We start from the raw sequence: 18,762 nt of genomic DNA, 5'->3' as shown, positions 1-18,762 counted from the left end.
ACTAGAGGTTCTTTGATATACTCTTACATACTTCTTAATTTATAAACCCTTCCAAAGCTGAGGTTGGTTTACCGTCAGCCTGCCAAGCACCTTTGTTATAACCTTGATTGTAACCTGGAGTTGCAGCCGGCTCCCAATAAAATACCCCTGTACCCTTGCCGCCTCCAATGTTCCGAACCTTTGTTTTGATTGCAGAAATAAATGCCTTGGAAGCTGCAGGTTCGTTATATTCCATTCCGATTTCACTGATGACAATGCCTTTGCCGTATTTGGCAATGAGGTTATTGGCATTGGTAATCGTCTGGTCCACCTTACCCTGCCAGTCAGAAGGAGACGGATACAGAGACATCCCGATGAGATCAAACTGAGCTCCATTATCAATCAACCCACCGATATTCCAGTTCAACACGGAACCGTTATCCCCGTTGGCTAAATGTACGATCGTTTTAGTAGTGCTGCTAACCGATTTTACAGCATTATTACCTGTATTGACGAGCCAGGCATAGTTTTTCATGTTCACCGAAGCTTTGCCGTCTTCCCAGAGCATTCCATTGTTCGTCTCATTACCGATCTGCACCCAGTCCGGTGTTACCCCCTTGCTTTTCATCGTGTTCATAACATAGACCGTATGAGACCAGACTGCATCCATTAGTTGTGTAAATGTGAAATTGCGCCACGCATAAGGTTTGTTCTGTTGCCCTGGATCTGCCCAGGAATCACTATAATGTAGAGTCAGCATCACGCTCATGCCCAATTTTTTAGCTCGCTGTGCCAGTTCTGCTGCCTTTTCGGCATTCATGTATCCGCTTGCATAATCTTTCATGTCAGGGTTTACCCACACACGGATACGTACCGAGTTGATCTGATAGTCATCCCGCAAAATTTGCAGTATATCCCGACGAACACCCTTTTTATCCTTCCAAGTCATACCTTGCGCTTCCATTCCTGCTACCCAGCTTATATCTGCTCCTTTGGCGAAAGCAGGGGCGGCCGAAGCCGCACCCAACCCTACATAGCCGAACGGATACAATAAGCTGGATAGCAAGATCAACATCGCAAATACCATCGTGCGGTTACCTGTTTTCATAAGTCATCTCCCATCCGAATTGTATACTCCTCATTGCCTCTGACCAATCTACCAGCTCCCTCACACGGGAAAGCGACAGAGATCACACTTTAATATCATGTTCTATTTATTGCGCTCTGTCTTTAAAACCTTAACAGCGTAGGCATCCAATTGAACGCTACCGTCTTCTATCGCATGATTTTCAAGCATATCCGCATAAGTTCGTCCGTCCAACGTAATCTTTTGCGGCTCATGCGTGAAATTCAGTATAAAAATATAATCATGAACCCCATCGGTACGAATCGCCGTATTCACTCCATGAGGCAACTTCACATTGAGCGCTTTACTGATTCCTGCATCATCAATTAAACTTCTGTAAAAATGACTGTGGAATAGTCCGATGTTGCGTGATGCGATGTAATAAGCCTTTCCCTGTCCCAAACGGTTCACCGTCAAAGCCGGGCGTCCTGCATAAAAGTCTGAGCCGTACACAGCCAGTACCTCTGCACCCTCCGTATGAATGAGATCACACAATTCTACAGCTTCATACTCCCCTTGCAGATCCAGCTCATTGCCTTCAACCGGCAAAATGTGATTACGATCATGATCATGCAATCCGTCAATCTCTTCCGACCAGATCCCCAGCGTCTTACGAAGCGGGCCCGGAAAGCCTCCAAGGAAGCACAAATCATGTTCATCTACGATACCAGACCAATAGGTTGCTACGAAAACGCCGCCATTTTCAACAAATTTCTGTATACGCTCCCCCACACCGCTGCGGACCATATACAACATCGGAGCTACCAAAAGTTTGTATTTGGAGAAATCTGCATCCATATGAATAACATCTACGGGCACTCCCTGCTCCCAAAGTGCCAAATAATGCGCTTCAGCTGTCTCCTCATATTTCACCCCCTTGTTGCGTGGTCCCTGTGAATCGTTGATTCCCCAACGGTTCTCCCAGTCAAAAATGACTGCGGCCTCCGCCGGTACAGAAGTACCGATAACCTCCTCCAATTTTTCCAGCGCATTGCCGACCTCTGTCACATCTCCGAATACACGAGTGTGCTCATGTCCGACATGATCGACGACTGCACCATGCAGCTTTTCACTCGAACCGCGGCTTTTCCGCCACTGAAAATATTGAACGGTGTCTGACCCGTGTGCCACAGCCTGTAAAGACGATAGCAGATGCATTCCCGGCCGCTTCAGCTTGCTAACGTCTTGCCAGTTCGTCAAACTTGGCGTGCTCTCCATAAGCATCCAAGGCTTTCCTCCCTTAATTGAGCGAATAATATCGTGCATCATGGCCACTTTCGCAGCCTGACGGCTATCATCCCCCTCACGGTCATGCCATGTTGGGTAACTATCCCAGGATATAACATCGAGCAGATCAGCAAACTTCCAGTAGTTCAATCCTTCAAAAAACTCCATCAAATTGGTTGTGACCGGAATGGCTGGATTGGCAGCCTTGAGCGGCACAATCTCATGCTTGATAAAATCTGTGGTCTGATCGGTCACAAACCGTCTCCAGTCCAAATTCATAGCATGGACCTGTGTCTCACCATGAGGTGCCGGAGACTCAATTTGGCTCCAATCTGTAACTGTATGACTCCAAAAGGTCGTCCACCATGCGTGATTGAGTTTGTCCAGCGTACCGTATTTATCCTGGACCCAAGCGCGAAATGCCTCCTGACAATAATCACAGTGACAATCTCCACCAAATTCATTTGAAATATGCCAGCCAATAACAGCAGGATGGTTAGCATAACGCTCGGCTAGCTTCGTATTCATGATACGTACTTTTTCCCGATAAACAGGCGACGTAGCACAGTGATTATGGCGAAACCCATGCAGATTACGGACACGGTTAGCCTCCACACGCAGCACCTCAGGATATTTTTGTGACATCCAGGCTGGTCTTGCTCCACTCGGAGTGGCCAAAAATGCATAAATTCCGTTCTCAGCAAACGAATCCAGAATACGATCCAGCCATTCGAACGTAAATACGCCTTCCTCAGGCTCCAATGAAACCCATGAGAAAATACCGACAGACATCACGTTACATTTGGCTAGTTTCATTAGACGGATATCCTCCGCTAACACCTCAGGGTAATGCTGCCATTGCTCCGGGTTATAGTCCGCTCCATGCAGCATACGTGGAACTCGCTCACTAATGGGAGGGTACTTGATTATGTTTTGATTCGTCACTACAAATCATCTCCTTCTATGAATTCTATTACTCTTTGACGGAACCTAGCGTCATACCTTTAACAAAATACTTTTGTAAAAATGGATATACAATGAGAATAGGCGCTGCACCAATGAAAATTTGCGCAGCATTAACCGTCGTTTGAGAAAGTAATTCCATCTCTTTGGGACTCATGCTCATGGAACTCATGTCCTTCTGAATAATTACAGTTTGCAGGAACGTCGCCAGCGGATAATCCTTTGCATTGCTCAAATAGAGCAGACCGTCAAACCAGGAGTTCCAATGAAATACCATACTAAACAGCGCAATCGTCGCAATGGAAGGCATGGATATCGGTAAAAAGATACTAAACAATGTCCGAAAATGTCCTGCTCCGTCGATCAATGCGGCCTCTTCCATCTCTTTGGGAATTCCTCTAAAAAAGTTCAACATAAGGATGATCAGAAATGTGTTGACCGCTCCTGGCAAAACAAGTACCCAGAAGCTGTCCATGAGGTGGATCTTTTGAATAACCATATAGAATGGAACCAGACCACCGTTAAAAATCATGCTGAATACGAACAACCATGAATATACGTTTCGGCTACGGAACACAGATGTTTCCTTTGAAAGTGGATAAGCAGCTAAAAAGGTAATAAGCAGTGTTAAGCCGGTTCCCAATACAGTCCGACAGACAGAAATCCAGATGGAGTGCAGAAAAATCGGGTTATTCATCGTCTTCTTATAGGCTTCTAATGAAAATTGTACCGGCCACAGTCCAACCAGATTGGCATCTGCAGCTGATTTAGCACTAAATGATACCGCTAACACATGAATCAGCGGAACGATACACATGATGGACAAAATCACAAGCAAGCAAATATTAAACACATTAAAGATGCGGTATGGCGTTGTTTTATGATACATGACTCTCCCTCTTTCAGCCTCGTGGAATCAAAATATGCGGTAACCTGCCCATTTGTAAGCAAGTCGATAAGATATCAGAATGAGAATCATACTGATAACGGATTTGAACAACCCGATAGCAGTGGCAAAGCCCATTTCCCCATTGATTAACGCTGTCCGGTAGACGAATGTATCAATAATATCGCCTTTTTGGTAAACCAGCGGATTATAAAGGTTGAAAATCTGGTCAAAACCGGCGTTCAGTACATTGCCAAGTGCAAGCGTTCCAACCACGACTACCATCGGAATTAACGAAGGTACAGTGATGTGTAGCGTCTGTCTCCAGCGGCTCGCTCCATCCATTTCGGAAGCCTCATACAACGAAGGATTAATACCCGCCAGTGCAGCGAGAAATACAATGGTGTTGTAGCCGAACTCCTTCCATATATCCGATACAATGACAGTAAAACGAAACCAGTTATTATCTCCTAGAAAAAAGATAGGCTGAATCCCGAAACTACCGAGAATACGGTTCATAAATCCATCTGTAGCCAACAGGTCAATCAGAATTCCGCCCAAGATGACCCATGACAGAAAGTGTGGCAGATAAACCAGTGTTTGAATGGATCGCTGAAGTCCAACCTTGCGAATTTCATTCAGCAGTATAGCAAAAACAAACGGAACCACCAGATTGAAAAACATCTTTAACACAGCAATAATTAGCGTATTCCAGACGACTTGAAGACTGTCCTCCCGTTGAAACAAAAAGCGGAAGTTATCCAGTCCAACCCACTCGGAACCCGTTATGCCTAGCCAAGGTTTGTAATTTTGAAAGGCCATCACGATGCCGCCCATCGGAATGTAGCTGAATACAATTAAGAAAATGATGGCTGGCAGCAGCATGATATGAAATGGCCACGTACGTTGTAGACTTCTCATTGCAGTTCCTCCTGTAACTCTCATGGTATACTTCAATTATAAAAGCGTTTTCGCTGTCCCAACAGTTCAAAAAACCAACATACATGGCACAAAAGCAATCATTTTTTAAGCTCGCCAAACGAATAAAACTTTTTTTTAAATACACCATGATAGCGCATTCATTTCCACTCAATACGGATGAAGCTGTAGTAAAAAGGCTGCCCACCTCGGGACAGCCCTCCTACTCTGTTACAACATCATTGGTTTTTACTTTTCGACGCTTTTAAACCATTCGTTTACTTCATTTGTAATTTGTTCGCCACCAGCTGTTTTCCACGTCTGCACAAAGGTATCAAAAGCAGAGATCGGCTGCTTGCCATAAATAATTTCATTGAAGGTCTGACTTTCAATCTTATCCAGATAGTCCTTTTTAGCCTTCATAGTTGGCGTAGTAGGGCCCGTGAACTGATCTTTCATGGAGATATCTTTCTGTTCCATAAGCACTTTGGCAGCTGCGGGAGTATCTTTCCCGTAGTTCACCATTACATCTTTCTCCAGACGGGTCTTCGGTTCTGCGCCGTTAGCCAAACTTAGCAAAGCCTTCATTTGGGCATCAGGTATACGCGCACCATCACGAACCAGCAAATAACGAATAGAGTTTACATAACCGCCTGGTATTTTATCGATAGACATTAGCTTTCCGCTCGCATCCAAATCATAATCGTAGCCTTTAAACAGCCCATTCGACAAATCGCCGTCCGGTTTTGCATTAGCATAATGGTCAAACAAATAATTTTGATAAGTGAAAAAGGCTTCAGGATGCTGCATTTGTTTGTTGATGAGTACAACACCATTGGTGTATTGCGTTCCGTGACGCATAGCTTTGTTGTCAGGACCCGCTGGAATCTTGATCGGCTTCCACACGGCACCCGGCGCATTTTTGACTGTATCCTGAAGCGGCCAGCCGCTCATCCAATATGGTCCAGGAATCATACCGGCTGTTCCTGCGACTGTAGGTTCTGCCGTTTTATTTTCATCCCACAATGCTGCTTCCTGAGGAATATATCCCTTTTTGAGCCACTCGCTCAGCTTTTGCAAACCCGACTTCATGCCAGGCTGCACGGAGCCATATTCCAAACTGCCATTTGTACCTTTGTTCCACTGCTGAGGTAGAGTGCCATATGCCCCGAAAATCCAGGATGGGTCACCCATCCAAGTGTTCATGGATGTTTTGAAACCGATGCTGAGCGGAATCACTTTGTTCGGAGCCAGTCCGTCCGGATTTTCATTTTTAAAGGCATCCATCACTTTCTCCAGATCATCCATCGTCTCTGGAGCCTTCATACCCAGCTTATCCAACCAATCTTGTCGTACCCACAATACATAATCATGGTTATAGGCAAAATCAAGCACAGGAATACCCATTTTCTTACCATCTCGGCTATACTGATTCCATACGTTTGTATCCTGATTCATCGCTTGCTTCCAGGAATCCGAAGCGTACTTGTCAAACAACGGACCCACCTCTGCAAACATGCCAGAATCGATCATGTCTTGTGCCAGTTGCTCATTCTCCGTCCCCAGTACAACGACGTCCGGCATCTCCTGACCGGAGGACATAGCCAAACGCAGCTTTGTAGCAAATGCGCCATTCGTATCCGTGACGGACCAGAGTGATTTGATATTAATACCGAATTTCTCTTTAGCCCATTTGGTTGCAATGTTATTTTCGATAGATTCACCATTTTTAAATTTTAAGGCGGGATCTACACCCCATACCGTGGAAATTGTGACTTCTGGATTGTATTTTTCTTTGTATACGTTTTCAGTTTTAGCTGTGCTGTCCGCATTTCCATCATTCCCCGTACCTGAGCAGCCCACAAGGCCCACTCCTAATACCATAGTTGCGGCGAGCAACGACAACAGCTTTTTCTTCGAATGAACTCGCATATTGTTCCCCCTCTAAAAATCATTATCTACTCTTTTATTATAAGAGGGCTTTTCTTCACAGCCTATGTCACAAAATAAATATTTCTGCACCTTTCCCAACTGATCTTTGCTGGTTTCGTCCTTACTGGTCCCATCTTTACTGGTCCCGAAATTCATGCGGAGTCATTCCGTAATGCTTTTTGAACATCTTACTGAAATATTGGGGATTCTGGTAGCCTAGTTCTGTCGTAATTTCGTATATTTTTTTGTTGGAATATTTGAGCAAATAAAGAGCCCGCTCCATTCTCATTCGGATAATATAGTCACCCAGACCTTCTCCGGTTTCAGCTTTATAAATTTTAGACAGATAGACTGGATGAAGATAAACCTGATCAGCAATCGTCTTAACAGACAGCTCCTGGCCTTTATCCTGGGAGATGAGCTCCTGAACCTGCTTGACCACATAGCTTTTAGCGCTTTGCTCGCTTGCGGACCATTCAGATTTAAGTTTGTTCATCATGGAAAATATCCACTCTTTGAGGTGGGGGAACGAATGAACCATTTTCTGCGCATGTAACGGATCGAAGCCTACTTGATCCATCTGCGTAATGAAACGTCCTTGTTTGTGCGCTGTATACATAAAGGCGCTCGTCACCGAAATAAACAGCTCATATAAATGCTCGCGTGTATATCCCACCTCTTCCATTTTTCCAAATACACGGCTCACTTTCGCTTCGGCCTCGTCCCATTGTCTGGATTCAAGCAGATGAGTAAGCGTAGGGGGCATATATAGCCCCTCCAGTGACTTAACTGAGCTGTGTGGCTGTTCTGTCTGTTCTTCTATGAATAGCAGTGTATCCGTCTCCTCCTGATGGTTCCAGTATAAGGATCTAATCGCTGTCTGATATAGCTTAGGCAGTTCCTCTGGAAACTTAAACCATCCGGTTAATGCAACGTAAATTTCCCCTTTCAAGTAATTGCTCACATTTTTTCGAAAGGTCTCAATCGCCGCACTCAAAAAACGATTCTGCTCATCCACACTCCGTTCAGGAAATGAATTCCAATTCCCTTCTATTAATACAATTAAGCAGTCATGCGGCGCTTTGCAATGCCAAACGTGAAAATCAGGTGCGAACACTTCTTCGGCAATATTTCCAATCGCATACTCAATTAAGGAGACTGAATGATAGTCCATATCAGAAAAATGCTTTCCTAGCTGAATAAGCAGCATACTGGCAGGATGTCCCGTGCGTAGCTTGATTTCGTACTCAGACATTTTGCTCTCTATTTTGGGTACTGGTAAATCACGCCCGAGTAGCAAATCATGCATCAAATGGGTCCGCAGTACACCAAAATCGTTTCTGCGGCTATATTGTAATTGATGAACCTTGTCAAATGCTTCCCATTCTTCCTTTAGCGAATCCATAGCGGCTGACACACATTTGATAAACTCATCATCATCTACCGGCTTTAAAATGTAATCAAAAGCCTTAAGCTGAAGCGCTTTTTTAGCATATTCAAAATCGGCATAGCCTGTCAGTAACAAACTTCGGATATGCGGCCATCGCTCGTTTACTTCAACAATCAACTCCAGTCCCGTCATACCAGGCATACGAATATCCGTAACCAGAATATCAATATCGTACGCTTCCAGCACATCCACTGCTGTTAATGCGGAAGCCGCTTGATGAACCCTCTCGATGCCTAGCGTCTCCCACGGAATGGTAGCTGCCAGACTTTCTGTTACATAACTCTCATCATCTACTAGTAATATCTGAACCATCTGGTCCCTCCGTTTTAACTATATTCGAATTTGGCGAAGGCTCAATTAAACCATTCGCATGCTCTTCTTCTGTTGAGATCGACCATTTTAAAACTGCACGCAATCCTCCCAATGGAGACAAAGAGAATTCCAGTCCTGCATCTTCCCCAAAATGTAATCGCATGCGTTGATGCACATTCCATAGACCATATCCATGTTCCTCTTCCACTGGCTTGTCAAGCGTTGATGTCAGGGCAGTTATAGCCTCTCTACTCAAACCGAGTCCGTTATCATCCACAATCAGGTACATATACGAGCCAACACGCTCGGTTAAAATATGAATTACACCATCCTCCGCTTGAGGCTCTATCCCGTGCAGCACCGCATTTTCCACCAGTGGCTGCACTACAAGCGGCGGAATCAGCAGACTGCTAGCCTGTGAAGAAACATGAATTAAGAACGTTAGCCTTGGCATACGCATCTGCTGTATGTTCAAATAATATTGAACAAATTCGACTTCCTCTGACAATGGAACCAAATCCCGCTCCTGTCTGGTTGTATATCGATAATACCTGGATAAATTATGAGCCATGGCCACGACCGCCTCATGATTGCGCAGCTTCGCCATACTTGTAATAAACGAAAAACAATTATAAAAAAAATGCGGATTGATTTGTGACTGTAGCTGCTTTAGTCGCGCTTCCTTGACATGTAGCTGCTCAACATACACCTTCTCAAACAGCTCCTGAATCTGTTCGACCATCAGATTAAATTGACTAGACAGGAAAGCAAACTCGTGACTCCCCCTTAGACTTAATCGAACAGCATAGTCTCCATCCTTTAGTCTCCGAAATGCCCGCACAAGCTGAAGAATCGGCACTTGTACCTGTGAATGAAGCAAGTAAGCGCCAATCAAGCCTACCAGCAGCGAGCCAACAACAGTTATATAAAACAGTCGATTCGATGAGTAAATCGGAGACATCATATCGGACAAAGGCATATAATCAATCAAATACCACCCCGTCGTTTGCGAAAGAACGGCATGAACCAGGTAGCTTTCTTCTCCAATTTTCACAGTCAGATTATCAACTTCATGGAGCCCCATTTTTTCTAATTTTGAAATCAGCTGTCCAGACAGCTCTTCATTGGCAGTACGATTATAGATCGCTCCTACGCCTTTTTTATAATAAAAAGGCTCCTTTCGACCATCACCTTTGAAGCGGTCAAGCATATCCTGAATATTACTGCTGTCAAATTCAACTTTAATAATCGTGTTAGCGGTTTCTGGATTACCAAGCGAAGAAAACGGGGATAATGTATACAATGAAAATATAAATTGTTCTTTCCCGTATGATCTTTTTTTGGATACCTGCCAGCCGTCTTTTATCAGCTGATTTAGTTTTTTCTGGTCATATAAACCTGCTCCATTCTCCGATACAACCCGTCCAAGCGAAGGAGAATAGATACTCAGCCCGGTTCTCCAATTAGAAGAGCTTTCCTGAAGCCCAAGCTTGGTTTGAATCCGTTTGACCAGGTTAATTCCATCCAGATTGAGAACCTTGTCCTTCAAAAAAATCGCTTGAAAACTGGCTACATCGGGATCATGAATCAGCAGATGCGGCCAGGAGGAAATCATTTCAATATTCGTATTCACCTGGTTTTGAAAAAAAGTCAGCTGATTATAATTAGATTGATTCAGCTCCTCACGTAATACACCTGTCGTTGTCTGATTAGAATAGACATACAGGATCAGCACAGGTATGAGCAATACGATAACGATGGAGACGATTTTAGTATAAAAATTAAATTTAAACATGCGTTCTACACATCCTCTGCACAAAAAACAGGCATACTTAAATGGTATGCCAGAGCCCTGACCTTCGTTGCCGTCAGTACATACTATACATTATCAATGGTTGGCGGTGATAATATGTTTGATGCTAAGCAAATGGAATGGTTTGACCAACTATCCGCTGAAGACTTGGCCATTTTAGGTGCCGGCTTCAATACACTAGGTGATTTTTTTGATTTTCTGGCGTTGATTAAGGCCAGACAGGAAACAGCCCAAGGTAATAAAAAGTAACAGCACTATTTCACAACAAATTTCACACGAGTTCCATCCTTATACTCATCCAATTGGTGGCTGACCCATGATCCTGCCCCACGATTATCCTTAGGGGCTATGTATTTGATATTTGCATCTTTGCCACCTTCTGAGCACATAGCCATCGGCCATTCGTCACGATCGTATCCTTTACGAGTGGGAACACCTGCAAGCGAATGCTTGCGATTTTGCTCGGCTCCTTCACGATCAATTGTGCATACCGGTGATTTTCCCGCCTGAATGGCTTCCTTAATATGCTGCGCTGTTTCAGGGTAACGACCTGACGGGAATTGCAGCGTAACCTGAGCCGATGAAGGCGGGTTCTCTCCTGTCATTTTCGTAAGAAGATTGCCTCCTTCAAACCAGTACGCGCCCGCAGCTAACAGCACTAAAGCTATAAAACTTAGCAATTTTTTCTTCAATTTCCCTCTTCCCTTCAAGCTATTCCAGTAGATACCTTCAACTAAGGTAATCCCCGGATTTTATTTTTTGTAACCCCTTACTGACTATAAAAAAAGGTTGAATATTCGACGACAAATAGTATAGAGAGGAGGTTGTACGAATGAACGATGAGATCAAACTGGCCGTGAGCCAAATGCAAGCCGTTGTAGTCCGGTTACTGAATGGAAGTACCTTAATTGGCTGGCCTAAGCTCCTATCTGACCAAGAAACTCAGCAATTCAAGCTCTACGATGACGAACACGTATATACGATTTCCGTTAATGACGTGGATACGGTCGCAAGAGTTATTGTATAAGATACAGGGAGCGACTTAATGAGACATCCAGTGGACAAGCCCGAACAAAGCACACCACAGGAGAAGACTGATCAGAATCCCCCAAAATAAACCTTTAAAAAGCTTCATACCTTACTGACAACCTTTCCGACTGGGCTTTTTCCCCATTATAACATGTCAGAAAGACAGCTGTCGCAGCTTGCTCTTATATCATCTTCGTATCATATATATTAAATTTTAAAATCACGGCACAAAGGAAAGAACGAAAAAATTCCGAAAATTATGCCTGATCACCAGTGAAAATGCAATCATGACATAATAAAAGTCACATTTTAATCAAAATTTAATGAAAGTTTTCCGAAAATAATGTATAATTATTGACATAACAAAACCCACGAGGTGATCATCATGGCATTATTAAACAGAGTTCATGAATTAAAATTGCAACTGCCTAACGAGCATCATAGCATTTCCCAATACGTGGAGCATGCATTGCATTCGATTGACAGTTTTGTGGAGCAACATCGTCAATTTATAGCCGCTCAGGCTCTATATGGTGAAAAAATTAATGGTACGGAAGAAAGACTGTTCCGAGACACAATTTCTGAGATTAAAGCCCAACTGGTAGCTACTTTGGAAAAGACAGTTGAAGACTTCGCACACAAAGGCGATAAGCACTGGAAAAATCATTATCAGGACGGCGTAGAATAAGCTGAAAATAACCCCCGGTCTTTGGACCGGGGGTTATTTTGTATAAGTGGATGTGGCAATATGCGTAGACTATTTTAACACTCTAGCCGATGTCGCTACAGTCTTACCACCATAAACTACTTTGATACTGGAACTTCCGGTATCAATCGCCTTCACCTGACCGCCAGTAACCTGTACGATCGACGGTTTGGAAGATGTCCATACCGCTGAGCTTGTCACATCGGTAGTTGCACCTGAATCATAAACTGCATTCACACTAAGCACTTGAGAGGAACCTTTAGGTAGCTTCAGGTTTTTATTGCTCAATACCAGTTTGAGCAGCTTAGGTGTGACCTTGATCTCAACGTTAAACGACTTATCCTGATATGTGCCCGTAATCGTTGCGTTTCCAATTCCAACGGCTTTAATGGAAGAGCCTTTTACGATCGCTACGGAAGCATTCGATGTTGTCCATTTCACTTTACTGCTCAGCGTAGCTTTTTTACCTTCCGTATATATGCCGATGACTTTGATGGACTTGCTTCCTTTCAAATTCATATCAGCACTCGAAAAGCTTGGTGTCAATGTAGAAATGGCTCCTTCCACAATGACAGGTACTTTCACATATTTGTTCATATACATAGCCTTGATTCCAGAGTTACCGCCATTCACCGCTTTTACTTTACCATTTGCTACTGTAACTGCGGCTGTTGTACCTACCCAGCTTACCTGATTGGTAACATCAAGTATTCCGCCACCAGCCATGTGTGCTTTTACTGTCGGAATACTTGCTTCTTGGCCTGCAACCAATACATATTTTTTCTCAGAAGCGGTCAGCTTGAGCACTTTGTATTGCACAGTCACTGGAATATCCAGTTTGAGTGCACCTACCGTTGCTGTCAATGTTGCACTGCCTGGGTTCACTGCAACTAGCTTACCATTTGCTATTTTAACTGCACTTTCACTGCTTAAGCTCCATTTTACATCGGATTGAACTGCTTTTTTTGCCCCATTGACCAAATAAGCAGATATACTCGGAAGAGAAGTTTTGCCTCCTGTTTCGAGAGTCAGACTGGCTTTGCTCGAAACCAGTTTTTCAACCGTTGGAAGTACATTAATCTTCAGAGTCTTGCTCAAACCGTGATAGGACGCTGTAATCGTCGAATTGCCTGCATCCATTGGTGTGATTTTACCTTGCTCGACTGTGGCAACCAGCGGATTGGAGGAAGTCCATTCTGCCGTGTTGGTTACATCTGTTTTGCCGCCAGTCAGGTTGACATCGGTTGCACTAACCTGAATTGGGGAGCTACCCAGAAAGACCGATTTGGCCCCAGTTGCACTCAATACTAACGCCTGAGAAGAAGAACGCACATACACAATCGTTTGTGCTTTAAGTTCATCTTTGCTTGCTTTAATGTAAGTCACGCCTTTGGCAAGTGGACGAACAAGACCATCTTCAACGGTAGCAACAGCCGCATTCGAAGAAGTCCATTCGACACCGGATACATTTTCCGTCCCACCTCCAGCAAGTACACCTTGAGCAGTCAATTGCTTTGATTCTCCGCCAATCGTCAAATTAATGGGACTAGACGGATTTAATTGCAGCTTGCTGTAAGGCGATTTTACTGTAATCGTTGTACTTACCGTTTGCTTCTCATATGTGGCAACAATCTTAATCTGCCCTTTTGACACAGGAGTAATGAGCCCCTTATCAACCTTTAAAATGCTTGAATCCCCAGAGATCCATTCTGCCTTTTGGGTAACATCTTCTTTGCCCTTTTCAGTCAATGACCACACTTTTAATTGAGCGGGGCTTCCACCCAGATTCAATGTAGTCGGATTTTGACTGTCCCACTGTACCGTGGAGGTCGTGCTCTCCTCAGCCCGGATCAAACCCGCTGGCCATGCTGCAAATACAAACATCAGCAAAGCAAGTAAGAAGGTACTCCGTTTGCTCATACGTTTCATACGCTCCATTCGTTTCTCTCCCTTAGTTTCATCTCTATAAAATAGGATATAATTAACAATCCCATTACTTTTATCGGTTAGCAGCTGACTAAATTGAACCCTTCATCAAAAAAAGGTGAATAATTACAGTTAAAGTTCTCCACGCAGTGACCTTACCACAAACAAATGCTCTTCTTTAGATAAGGTTTGTCCATCTTCAAGGATTACATTGTGTGCCGAGTGACTAACCAGCTTTACATTATAAGCAATCAGCTGATCTTCTCTCCAAATCGTCACCGCCGACTGAAAATGAATGGCATTATCAAACTGTAACGGAACACTCATTACATAACCGATAGCGTTGAGCTTCGCCGGATGGCGGCTTCTACGCTCACGCCCCGGAGGAAGCATGGTAATATACGTAATATTTTCAAAAGGAATAGCCAGCATTTTCGGGCCTAAAATAACGCACTTTCGTATATCATCCCATTTTTCAAGCGTGCCGCGCACCTTCTGGGTATGATCGTTGTTGCCGTGATATAAAATGACCTGACGTCCCTTCCATTGACGCATGTCCTCACCTCCAGTGCTAGCGGTTAGGAATCTCCCACCGAATCGGCTCCATTCCATGCTCCTGCAAAAATGCATTGGTACGCGAAAAAGGCTTGCTGCCAAAAAAGCCTCTGTGAGCCGCCAATGGACTCGGATGAACGGATTTCAGCACCAAATGCTTGCTGGTATTCACGAAGCTTGCTTTTTTCTGAGCATGGCTCCCCCACAAAATAAACACTGCTGGCTGCTCGCGCTCATTAATCGCTTCAATGACAGCATCCGTGAAACGTTCCCAACCTATTCCCTGGTGAGATTGCGGTTGTCCTTCACGTACGGTTAACACGTTGTTTAGCAGCAGCACACCTTGCTCAGCCCAAGGAACGAGGTATCCCTGATTCGGAATGGGAGTACCGATATCATCGCGAAGCTCCTTATATATATTTAGTAGAGATGGCGGTGTTCGCACACCAGGTCTAACAGAAAAGCTCAAACCGTGAGCTTGTCCCTCTCCATGATATGGATCCTGTCCCAATATAACCGCTTTGGTCAGATGAAATGGCGTTAATTTAAGTGCGGAAAACAAGTCTTCTTTTGGAGGATATACCTTATGTAACTTGTACTCTCGGGCTAACGTATGCCTTAATTCATTAAAGTATGGCTTTTCGACCTCTTCTCGTAGTACATCATCCCAGTCATTCCCAAACATACCCCTGTCTCCTCTCAATATGTAGATCTGTGAAAACGGTAAGCTTTTTGATCCAAAAAAATAAGCTGAACTCCTCATCCGGAGCCAGCTTATTTATTCGTTACCTGTGTTATATGCCGAAGGACCAGGAAAATATCCTTACGGTAATCAGCTACCGCAGGTCTAAATTCGATTTCCTTATTATAACATTAACGATAATGATGTCAAGTAACTGAAAGCTTAATTCCCTCAGAAGAAAAGCTCTTTATTGCTGTATTTATTACGATTTTGTATGAGCATTCAGGTATTCCAATGCATTATATAACATAACAGCAGCTTCGGCACGTGTAATCTCTTTTTTTGGATGAAACTTTTCATTTGCATCCAAGGTATTGACCTTGTAGACTAGCGAGCGTTGAATGCTACCTTGGTAAGAAGGCTCCAGTTCGCTGTCATCCGCAATATTCGCAGGTGCAATTTTAATCATCGGAAGAACGCCTGCTTTTTCCATGCCCTGAATCAGCATGTGGGTGAACTCTTCCTTAGTCAGAGCTTTGGCAGGATCAATATCCTTTGGAATCTCTACGCCATTATAATGCGCGTTGATAAAGGCTTCGGCATACCATGCAGTATCCTTAACATGGGTAAACAGTCCGCTGGCCTGTGGCGCCTTATTAAAATCAATCGCGGCCAAACTGAGCTGGAGTCCGCCGGAGATCAACTGAATGCCTTGGGCAGCGGTCACTTTAGATGACGGGAGAAACTGCGTGTCAGAGACACCTTTGAGTAGACCCTGATCTTTAAGGGATATAATTTTTTCTTTACCACTTACGTTATCCAAATCCTTAAATTGACGGTCTGCCGCAGACATTTGACCTCCAATGGAGAAGGACAAAATGGCTACAGTTGTAATGGCTGCAAATGCACTTTTTCTCATACTCATGTTAAGTTCCACCTTGTAGTTGAATTAGGCCGCTTGGCCATTAACAACTTCATTGACGTAGTATAAGCTGGAAAGGTTGCAGGCAGACGCTGTTGCTTCTTATGCCACATGCCTTCCCTTTTTAATATAATACCTTCTCCAGACTGCGTGCCAACTCATCATCGGAAAGGGGCTTGCGATGCGTATTCTCTAGGTAGATATGTTTCTCTGTTTCTGGCATTAAATATTGTTTGGACCACAGGAACATATCCGGACTGTCTCCCTGAAGACGAAGAAATCTCCGCACAGTGTCCGCATGAGAAATAGTGTTATCTAGATTGGTTAACCAATCTGCCCGGTAGAAATGCTCCCATCTTCCAGTTCCTGCGAGCGATAAAGCTTCTTTACCCATTCGGTAGCTCCAAACGGCATGAGAAGCTTGTATAAATGCTCGTGGATAATCTTTTTCAAGGAACAGCCCATAAGCGCTACATAAGCTTGCCAGTCCACGTGAGCCACTTAGATGCAGTTCAATCTGCACAAGCAGTTGATTATACAGCCTTCGACATTCATCTTCTGACAACTGCTTCATGATTCGTAGACACCGCTCTCGCAGTTCAACCCAGTCCGGGATTGCCGACTCGGCTTTTTCCTTGAACCAGCGTACCTGTTCAGGAAAAGTCCTTTCTCCAGTAGCCCAGTACAGCCGTTCATCACGGCTTTCCTTGCCTTGTAGCCAATACCCCATAATTTGCCGAGCTGGATGGTGATAGAATTCCTCCCCTGCCCGATCATCCTTGTGCGGGCCATAAACTATAGTGCAGCGGGAATAATCCCGGTATAATTGGGAAATCTCTTGAAGCTGACTACTGTACAGCCGCCCGATAAAATCAGTAAGCTGATCTTCAGCATCCACTTCACCCTTTGTCCATAAATTTGCTACTAAATCCAGCGTATATACATGTGGCAAAATATTACCTGAATTGACCAGCAGGTACTCGTCCGCCCCTGAAGTAAACGCTGCTGTTAATTCCTCTACAATCAAGCTGGCTGAGGAGGGAAATTGGGTAAGATGGTTTGACGCTTGCAAGTCGTGGAAGGTCACATGGTAATATACTCCATTCTTGCCCCCATCCTGCGCCTCAGGCAATGCTGGTACACGATAATTAAGATTCCCATGACGCCGAGATACCATTTTACCGTAACCATTGTCAGCCCATATTTTGATCACCCCTTCGGGTACTTCAATATGCCCCTGCTTGTATAACTCGGCAATCTCACCATACATCGCCATGCAGCACACGGGATGCTCCACAAATTCACAGATCATATTGTACTGCTTGCGAACCACATATGAGATTAATTGTCCACGTTTGTCCGGCGTATTAAAGGAAGGATCATCTTCCCAAAAAGGCTTGTCACCCTGCCCGCGAAAAGATAATACCCATACAATCTTCTCTTCCTTTTGCCGTTCAATCGCTTCCTGCCACAGCTGTTCGAACAACTCGGGATGCTCTCTGTAGCTAGCTTGTTTACCCGGAAAGGCGCGCAAAAACATCTCCGCCCCCAACGGTTCAGCATGATGATGTGTGATCCATAAGCCCATGTCTGCTGCAAGCTTATGATGGATACCTGTGCGTGGTAAATCGGTTCCGGGAATCACCATATTTCCACCACAGCGCAGTAACGCTTCAAAAACGGGCTGCCACACCTGCTCCGTCGGTGGATAATCATCCTTCCAGCCAATCAAGCATACCTCATCATTGACAAACCATCCCCGATATCGGACCTTGGACAGTATACTGTCAACATTCTGACTCGGCAAAACTATGGTATCCCGCTTAGGCGGTAGAATCTCCGCCCAGAACCAGAACGGCTCCACACCCAGAGCGAAACGGCTGTAATGAAGCAGTCCATAAATAATTCCTAATTCATCACGGCCAATAATATGGAGTACCGTTCCCTTGCTACCAGCAACAAAACGCAAACAATAGCCCTCTGGCCAATGCGGACAGCTATCTCCTTCCTGCGCATAACGGATAATGATCGAGGGCTCTACTTCTGTTAGCAATGGCTCGCAGCCAAACACTTGCTTATGATCTCGCGCAATCATGTTCCAAGCGTGGGCAATGGGCACACTTTCATCAGTTTGAAGATTGTATCCGCTTTCAGATGAAATAGTCAGAGGTTCACAGGCTTTCATTTATAGTCATCTCCTATTTTTTTCAACTATGAGGATTCTTCATGTCTTTATTTTATAGGTTGTCAACATACATATAAAGCTGTACCAACGTAAATATAGCTTTTTTTCGGTAAATCATTTGAGAGTTGAAGCTTCATTTGAGAAAGAAAAA

At 44.2% G+C, this 18,762-nt stretch carries 16 protein-coding genes; 3 read left to right on the top strand and 13 right to left on the bottom strand.

Going from position 1 to position 18,762, the window contains the following annotated elements:
• Positions 1-34 precede the first annotated feature (34 nt).
• From ACL9RM_RS03395 to ACL9RM_RS03365, 7 genes are all read right to left on the bottom strand, one after another.
• Positions 35-1,087, bottom strand: a complete 1,053-nt coding sequence (locus ACL9RM_RS03395; RefSeq protein ID WP_250268787.1) for a glycoside hydrolase family 53 protein — start codon at positions 1,085-1,087, stop codon at positions 35-37.
• A 102-nt stretch (positions 1,088-1,189) separates the two neighbouring features.
• Positions 1,190-3,277 carry a beta-galactosidase gene (locus ACL9RM_RS03390; protein ID WP_323873171.1) on the bottom strand — a complete coding sequence of 696 codons (2,088 nt, stop codon included), beginning with the start codon at positions 3,275-3,277 and terminating at the stop codon, positions 1,190-1,192.
• Between the two features lie 28 nt (positions 3,278-3,305).
• Entirely contained in the window at positions 3,306-4,184 is an 879-nt protein-coding gene (locus tag ACL9RM_RS03385; protein WP_061828452.1) for a carbohydrate ABC transporter permease, read from the bottom strand.
• A 27-nt stretch (positions 4,185-4,211) separates the two neighbouring features.
• Complete coding sequence (locus tag ACL9RM_RS03380) at positions 4,212-5,102, bottom strand: ABC transporter permease (protein ID WP_029517681.1); 891 nt, start codon at positions 5,100-5,102, stop codon at positions 4,212-4,214.
• A gap of 246 nt (positions 5,103-5,348) precedes the next feature.
• Positions 5,349-7,031, bottom strand: coding sequence for an extracellular solute-binding protein (locus ACL9RM_RS03375; RefSeq protein ID WP_250268788.1), 1,683 nt, complete (start codon positions 7,029-7,031; stop codon positions 5,349-5,351).
• A 136-nt stretch (positions 7,032-7,167) separates the two neighbouring features.
• Positions 7,168-8,793, bottom strand: coding sequence for a response regulator transcription factor (locus ACL9RM_RS03370; protein WP_250268789.1), 1,626 nt, complete (start codon positions 8,791-8,793; stop codon positions 7,168-7,170).
• A complete protein-coding gene (locus ACL9RM_RS03365; protein WP_250268790.1) occupies positions 8,768-10,588 on the bottom strand; it encodes a sensor histidine kinase in 1,821 nt (606 codons plus the stop codon). The genes ACL9RM_RS03370 and ACL9RM_RS03365 overlap by 26 nt, the downstream gene beginning before the upstream one ends.
• Before the next feature lie 114 nt (positions 10,589-10,702).
• Between ACL9RM_RS03365 and ACL9RM_RS03360 the strand changes: the two genes are divergently transcribed.
• On the top strand, positions 10,703-10,855 hold the full coding sequence (locus tag ACL9RM_RS03360) for a hypothetical protein (RefSeq protein ID WP_172828254.1): 153 nt from the start codon (positions 10,703-10,705) through the stop codon (positions 10,853-10,855).
• Positions 10,856-10,860: 5 nt separating this feature from the next.
• Here the strand turns inward: ACL9RM_RS03360 and ACL9RM_RS03355 are convergent, their stop codons facing one another.
• Complete coding sequence (locus tag ACL9RM_RS03355; RefSeq protein WP_250268791.1) at positions 10,861-11,298, bottom strand: NucA/NucB deoxyribonuclease domain-containing protein; 438 nt, start codon at positions 11,296-11,298, stop codon at positions 10,861-10,863.
• A 140-nt stretch (positions 11,299-11,438) separates the two neighbouring features.
• Between ACL9RM_RS03355 and ACL9RM_RS03350 the strand changes: the two genes are divergently transcribed.
• Together ACL9RM_RS03350 and ACL9RM_RS03345 are read left to right on the top strand one after the other, a co-directional pair.
• Positions 11,439-11,633: a hypothetical protein gene (locus ACL9RM_RS03350; RefSeq protein ID WP_061828457.1), complete on the top strand. Its 195-nt coding sequence runs from the start codon at positions 11,439-11,441 to the stop codon at positions 11,631-11,633.
• A 387-nt stretch (positions 11,634-12,020) separates the two neighbouring features.
• Positions 12,021-12,323 carry a hypothetical protein gene (locus ACL9RM_RS03345; protein ID WP_013310964.1) on the top strand — a complete coding sequence of 101 codons (303 nt, stop codon included), beginning with the start codon at positions 12,021-12,023 and terminating at the stop codon, positions 12,321-12,323.
• Positions 12,324-12,392: 69 nt separating this feature from the next.
• Here the strand turns inward: ACL9RM_RS03345 and ACL9RM_RS03340 are convergent, their stop codons facing one another.
• The 5 genes from ACL9RM_RS03340 to ACL9RM_RS03320 form a co-directional block, all read right to left on the bottom strand.
• Positions 12,393-14,279, bottom strand: a complete 1,887-nt coding sequence (locus tag ACL9RM_RS03340) for an Ig-like domain-containing protein (RefSeq protein WP_250268792.1) — start codon at positions 14,277-14,279, stop codon at positions 12,393-12,395.
• A gap of 120 nt (positions 14,280-14,399) precedes the next feature.
• Complete coding sequence (locus tag ACL9RM_RS03335) at positions 14,400-14,822, bottom strand: hypothetical protein (protein ID WP_061828460.1); 423 nt, start codon at positions 14,820-14,822, stop codon at positions 14,400-14,402.
• A gap of 16 nt (positions 14,823-14,838) precedes the next feature.
• Positions 14,839-15,507, bottom strand: a complete 669-nt coding sequence (locus tag ACL9RM_RS03330) for a uracil-DNA glycosylase (protein WP_250268793.1) — start codon at positions 15,505-15,507, stop codon at positions 14,839-14,841.
• Between the two features lie 259 nt (positions 15,508-15,766).
• On the bottom strand, positions 15,767-16,429 hold the full coding sequence (locus ACL9RM_RS03325; RefSeq protein WP_250268794.1) for an S-layer homology domain-containing protein: 663 nt from the start codon (positions 16,427-16,429) through the stop codon (positions 15,767-15,769).
• 121 nt (positions 16,430-16,550) lie between these two features.
• On the bottom strand, positions 16,551-18,611 hold the full coding sequence (locus ACL9RM_RS03320) for a glycosyl hydrolase 115 family protein (RefSeq protein ID WP_250268795.1): 2,061 nt from the start codon (positions 18,609-18,611) through the stop codon (positions 16,551-16,553).
• Between the last annotated feature and the right edge of the window lie 151 nt (positions 18,612-18,762).

This window comes from Paenibacillus sp. S29 (assembly GCF_049319765.1).
Lineage (GTDB): Bacteria > Bacillota > Bacilli > Paenibacillales > Paenibacillaceae > Paenibacillus > Paenibacillus polymyxa_B.
This window is presented reverse-complemented; position numbering and strand designations above follow the sequence as displayed.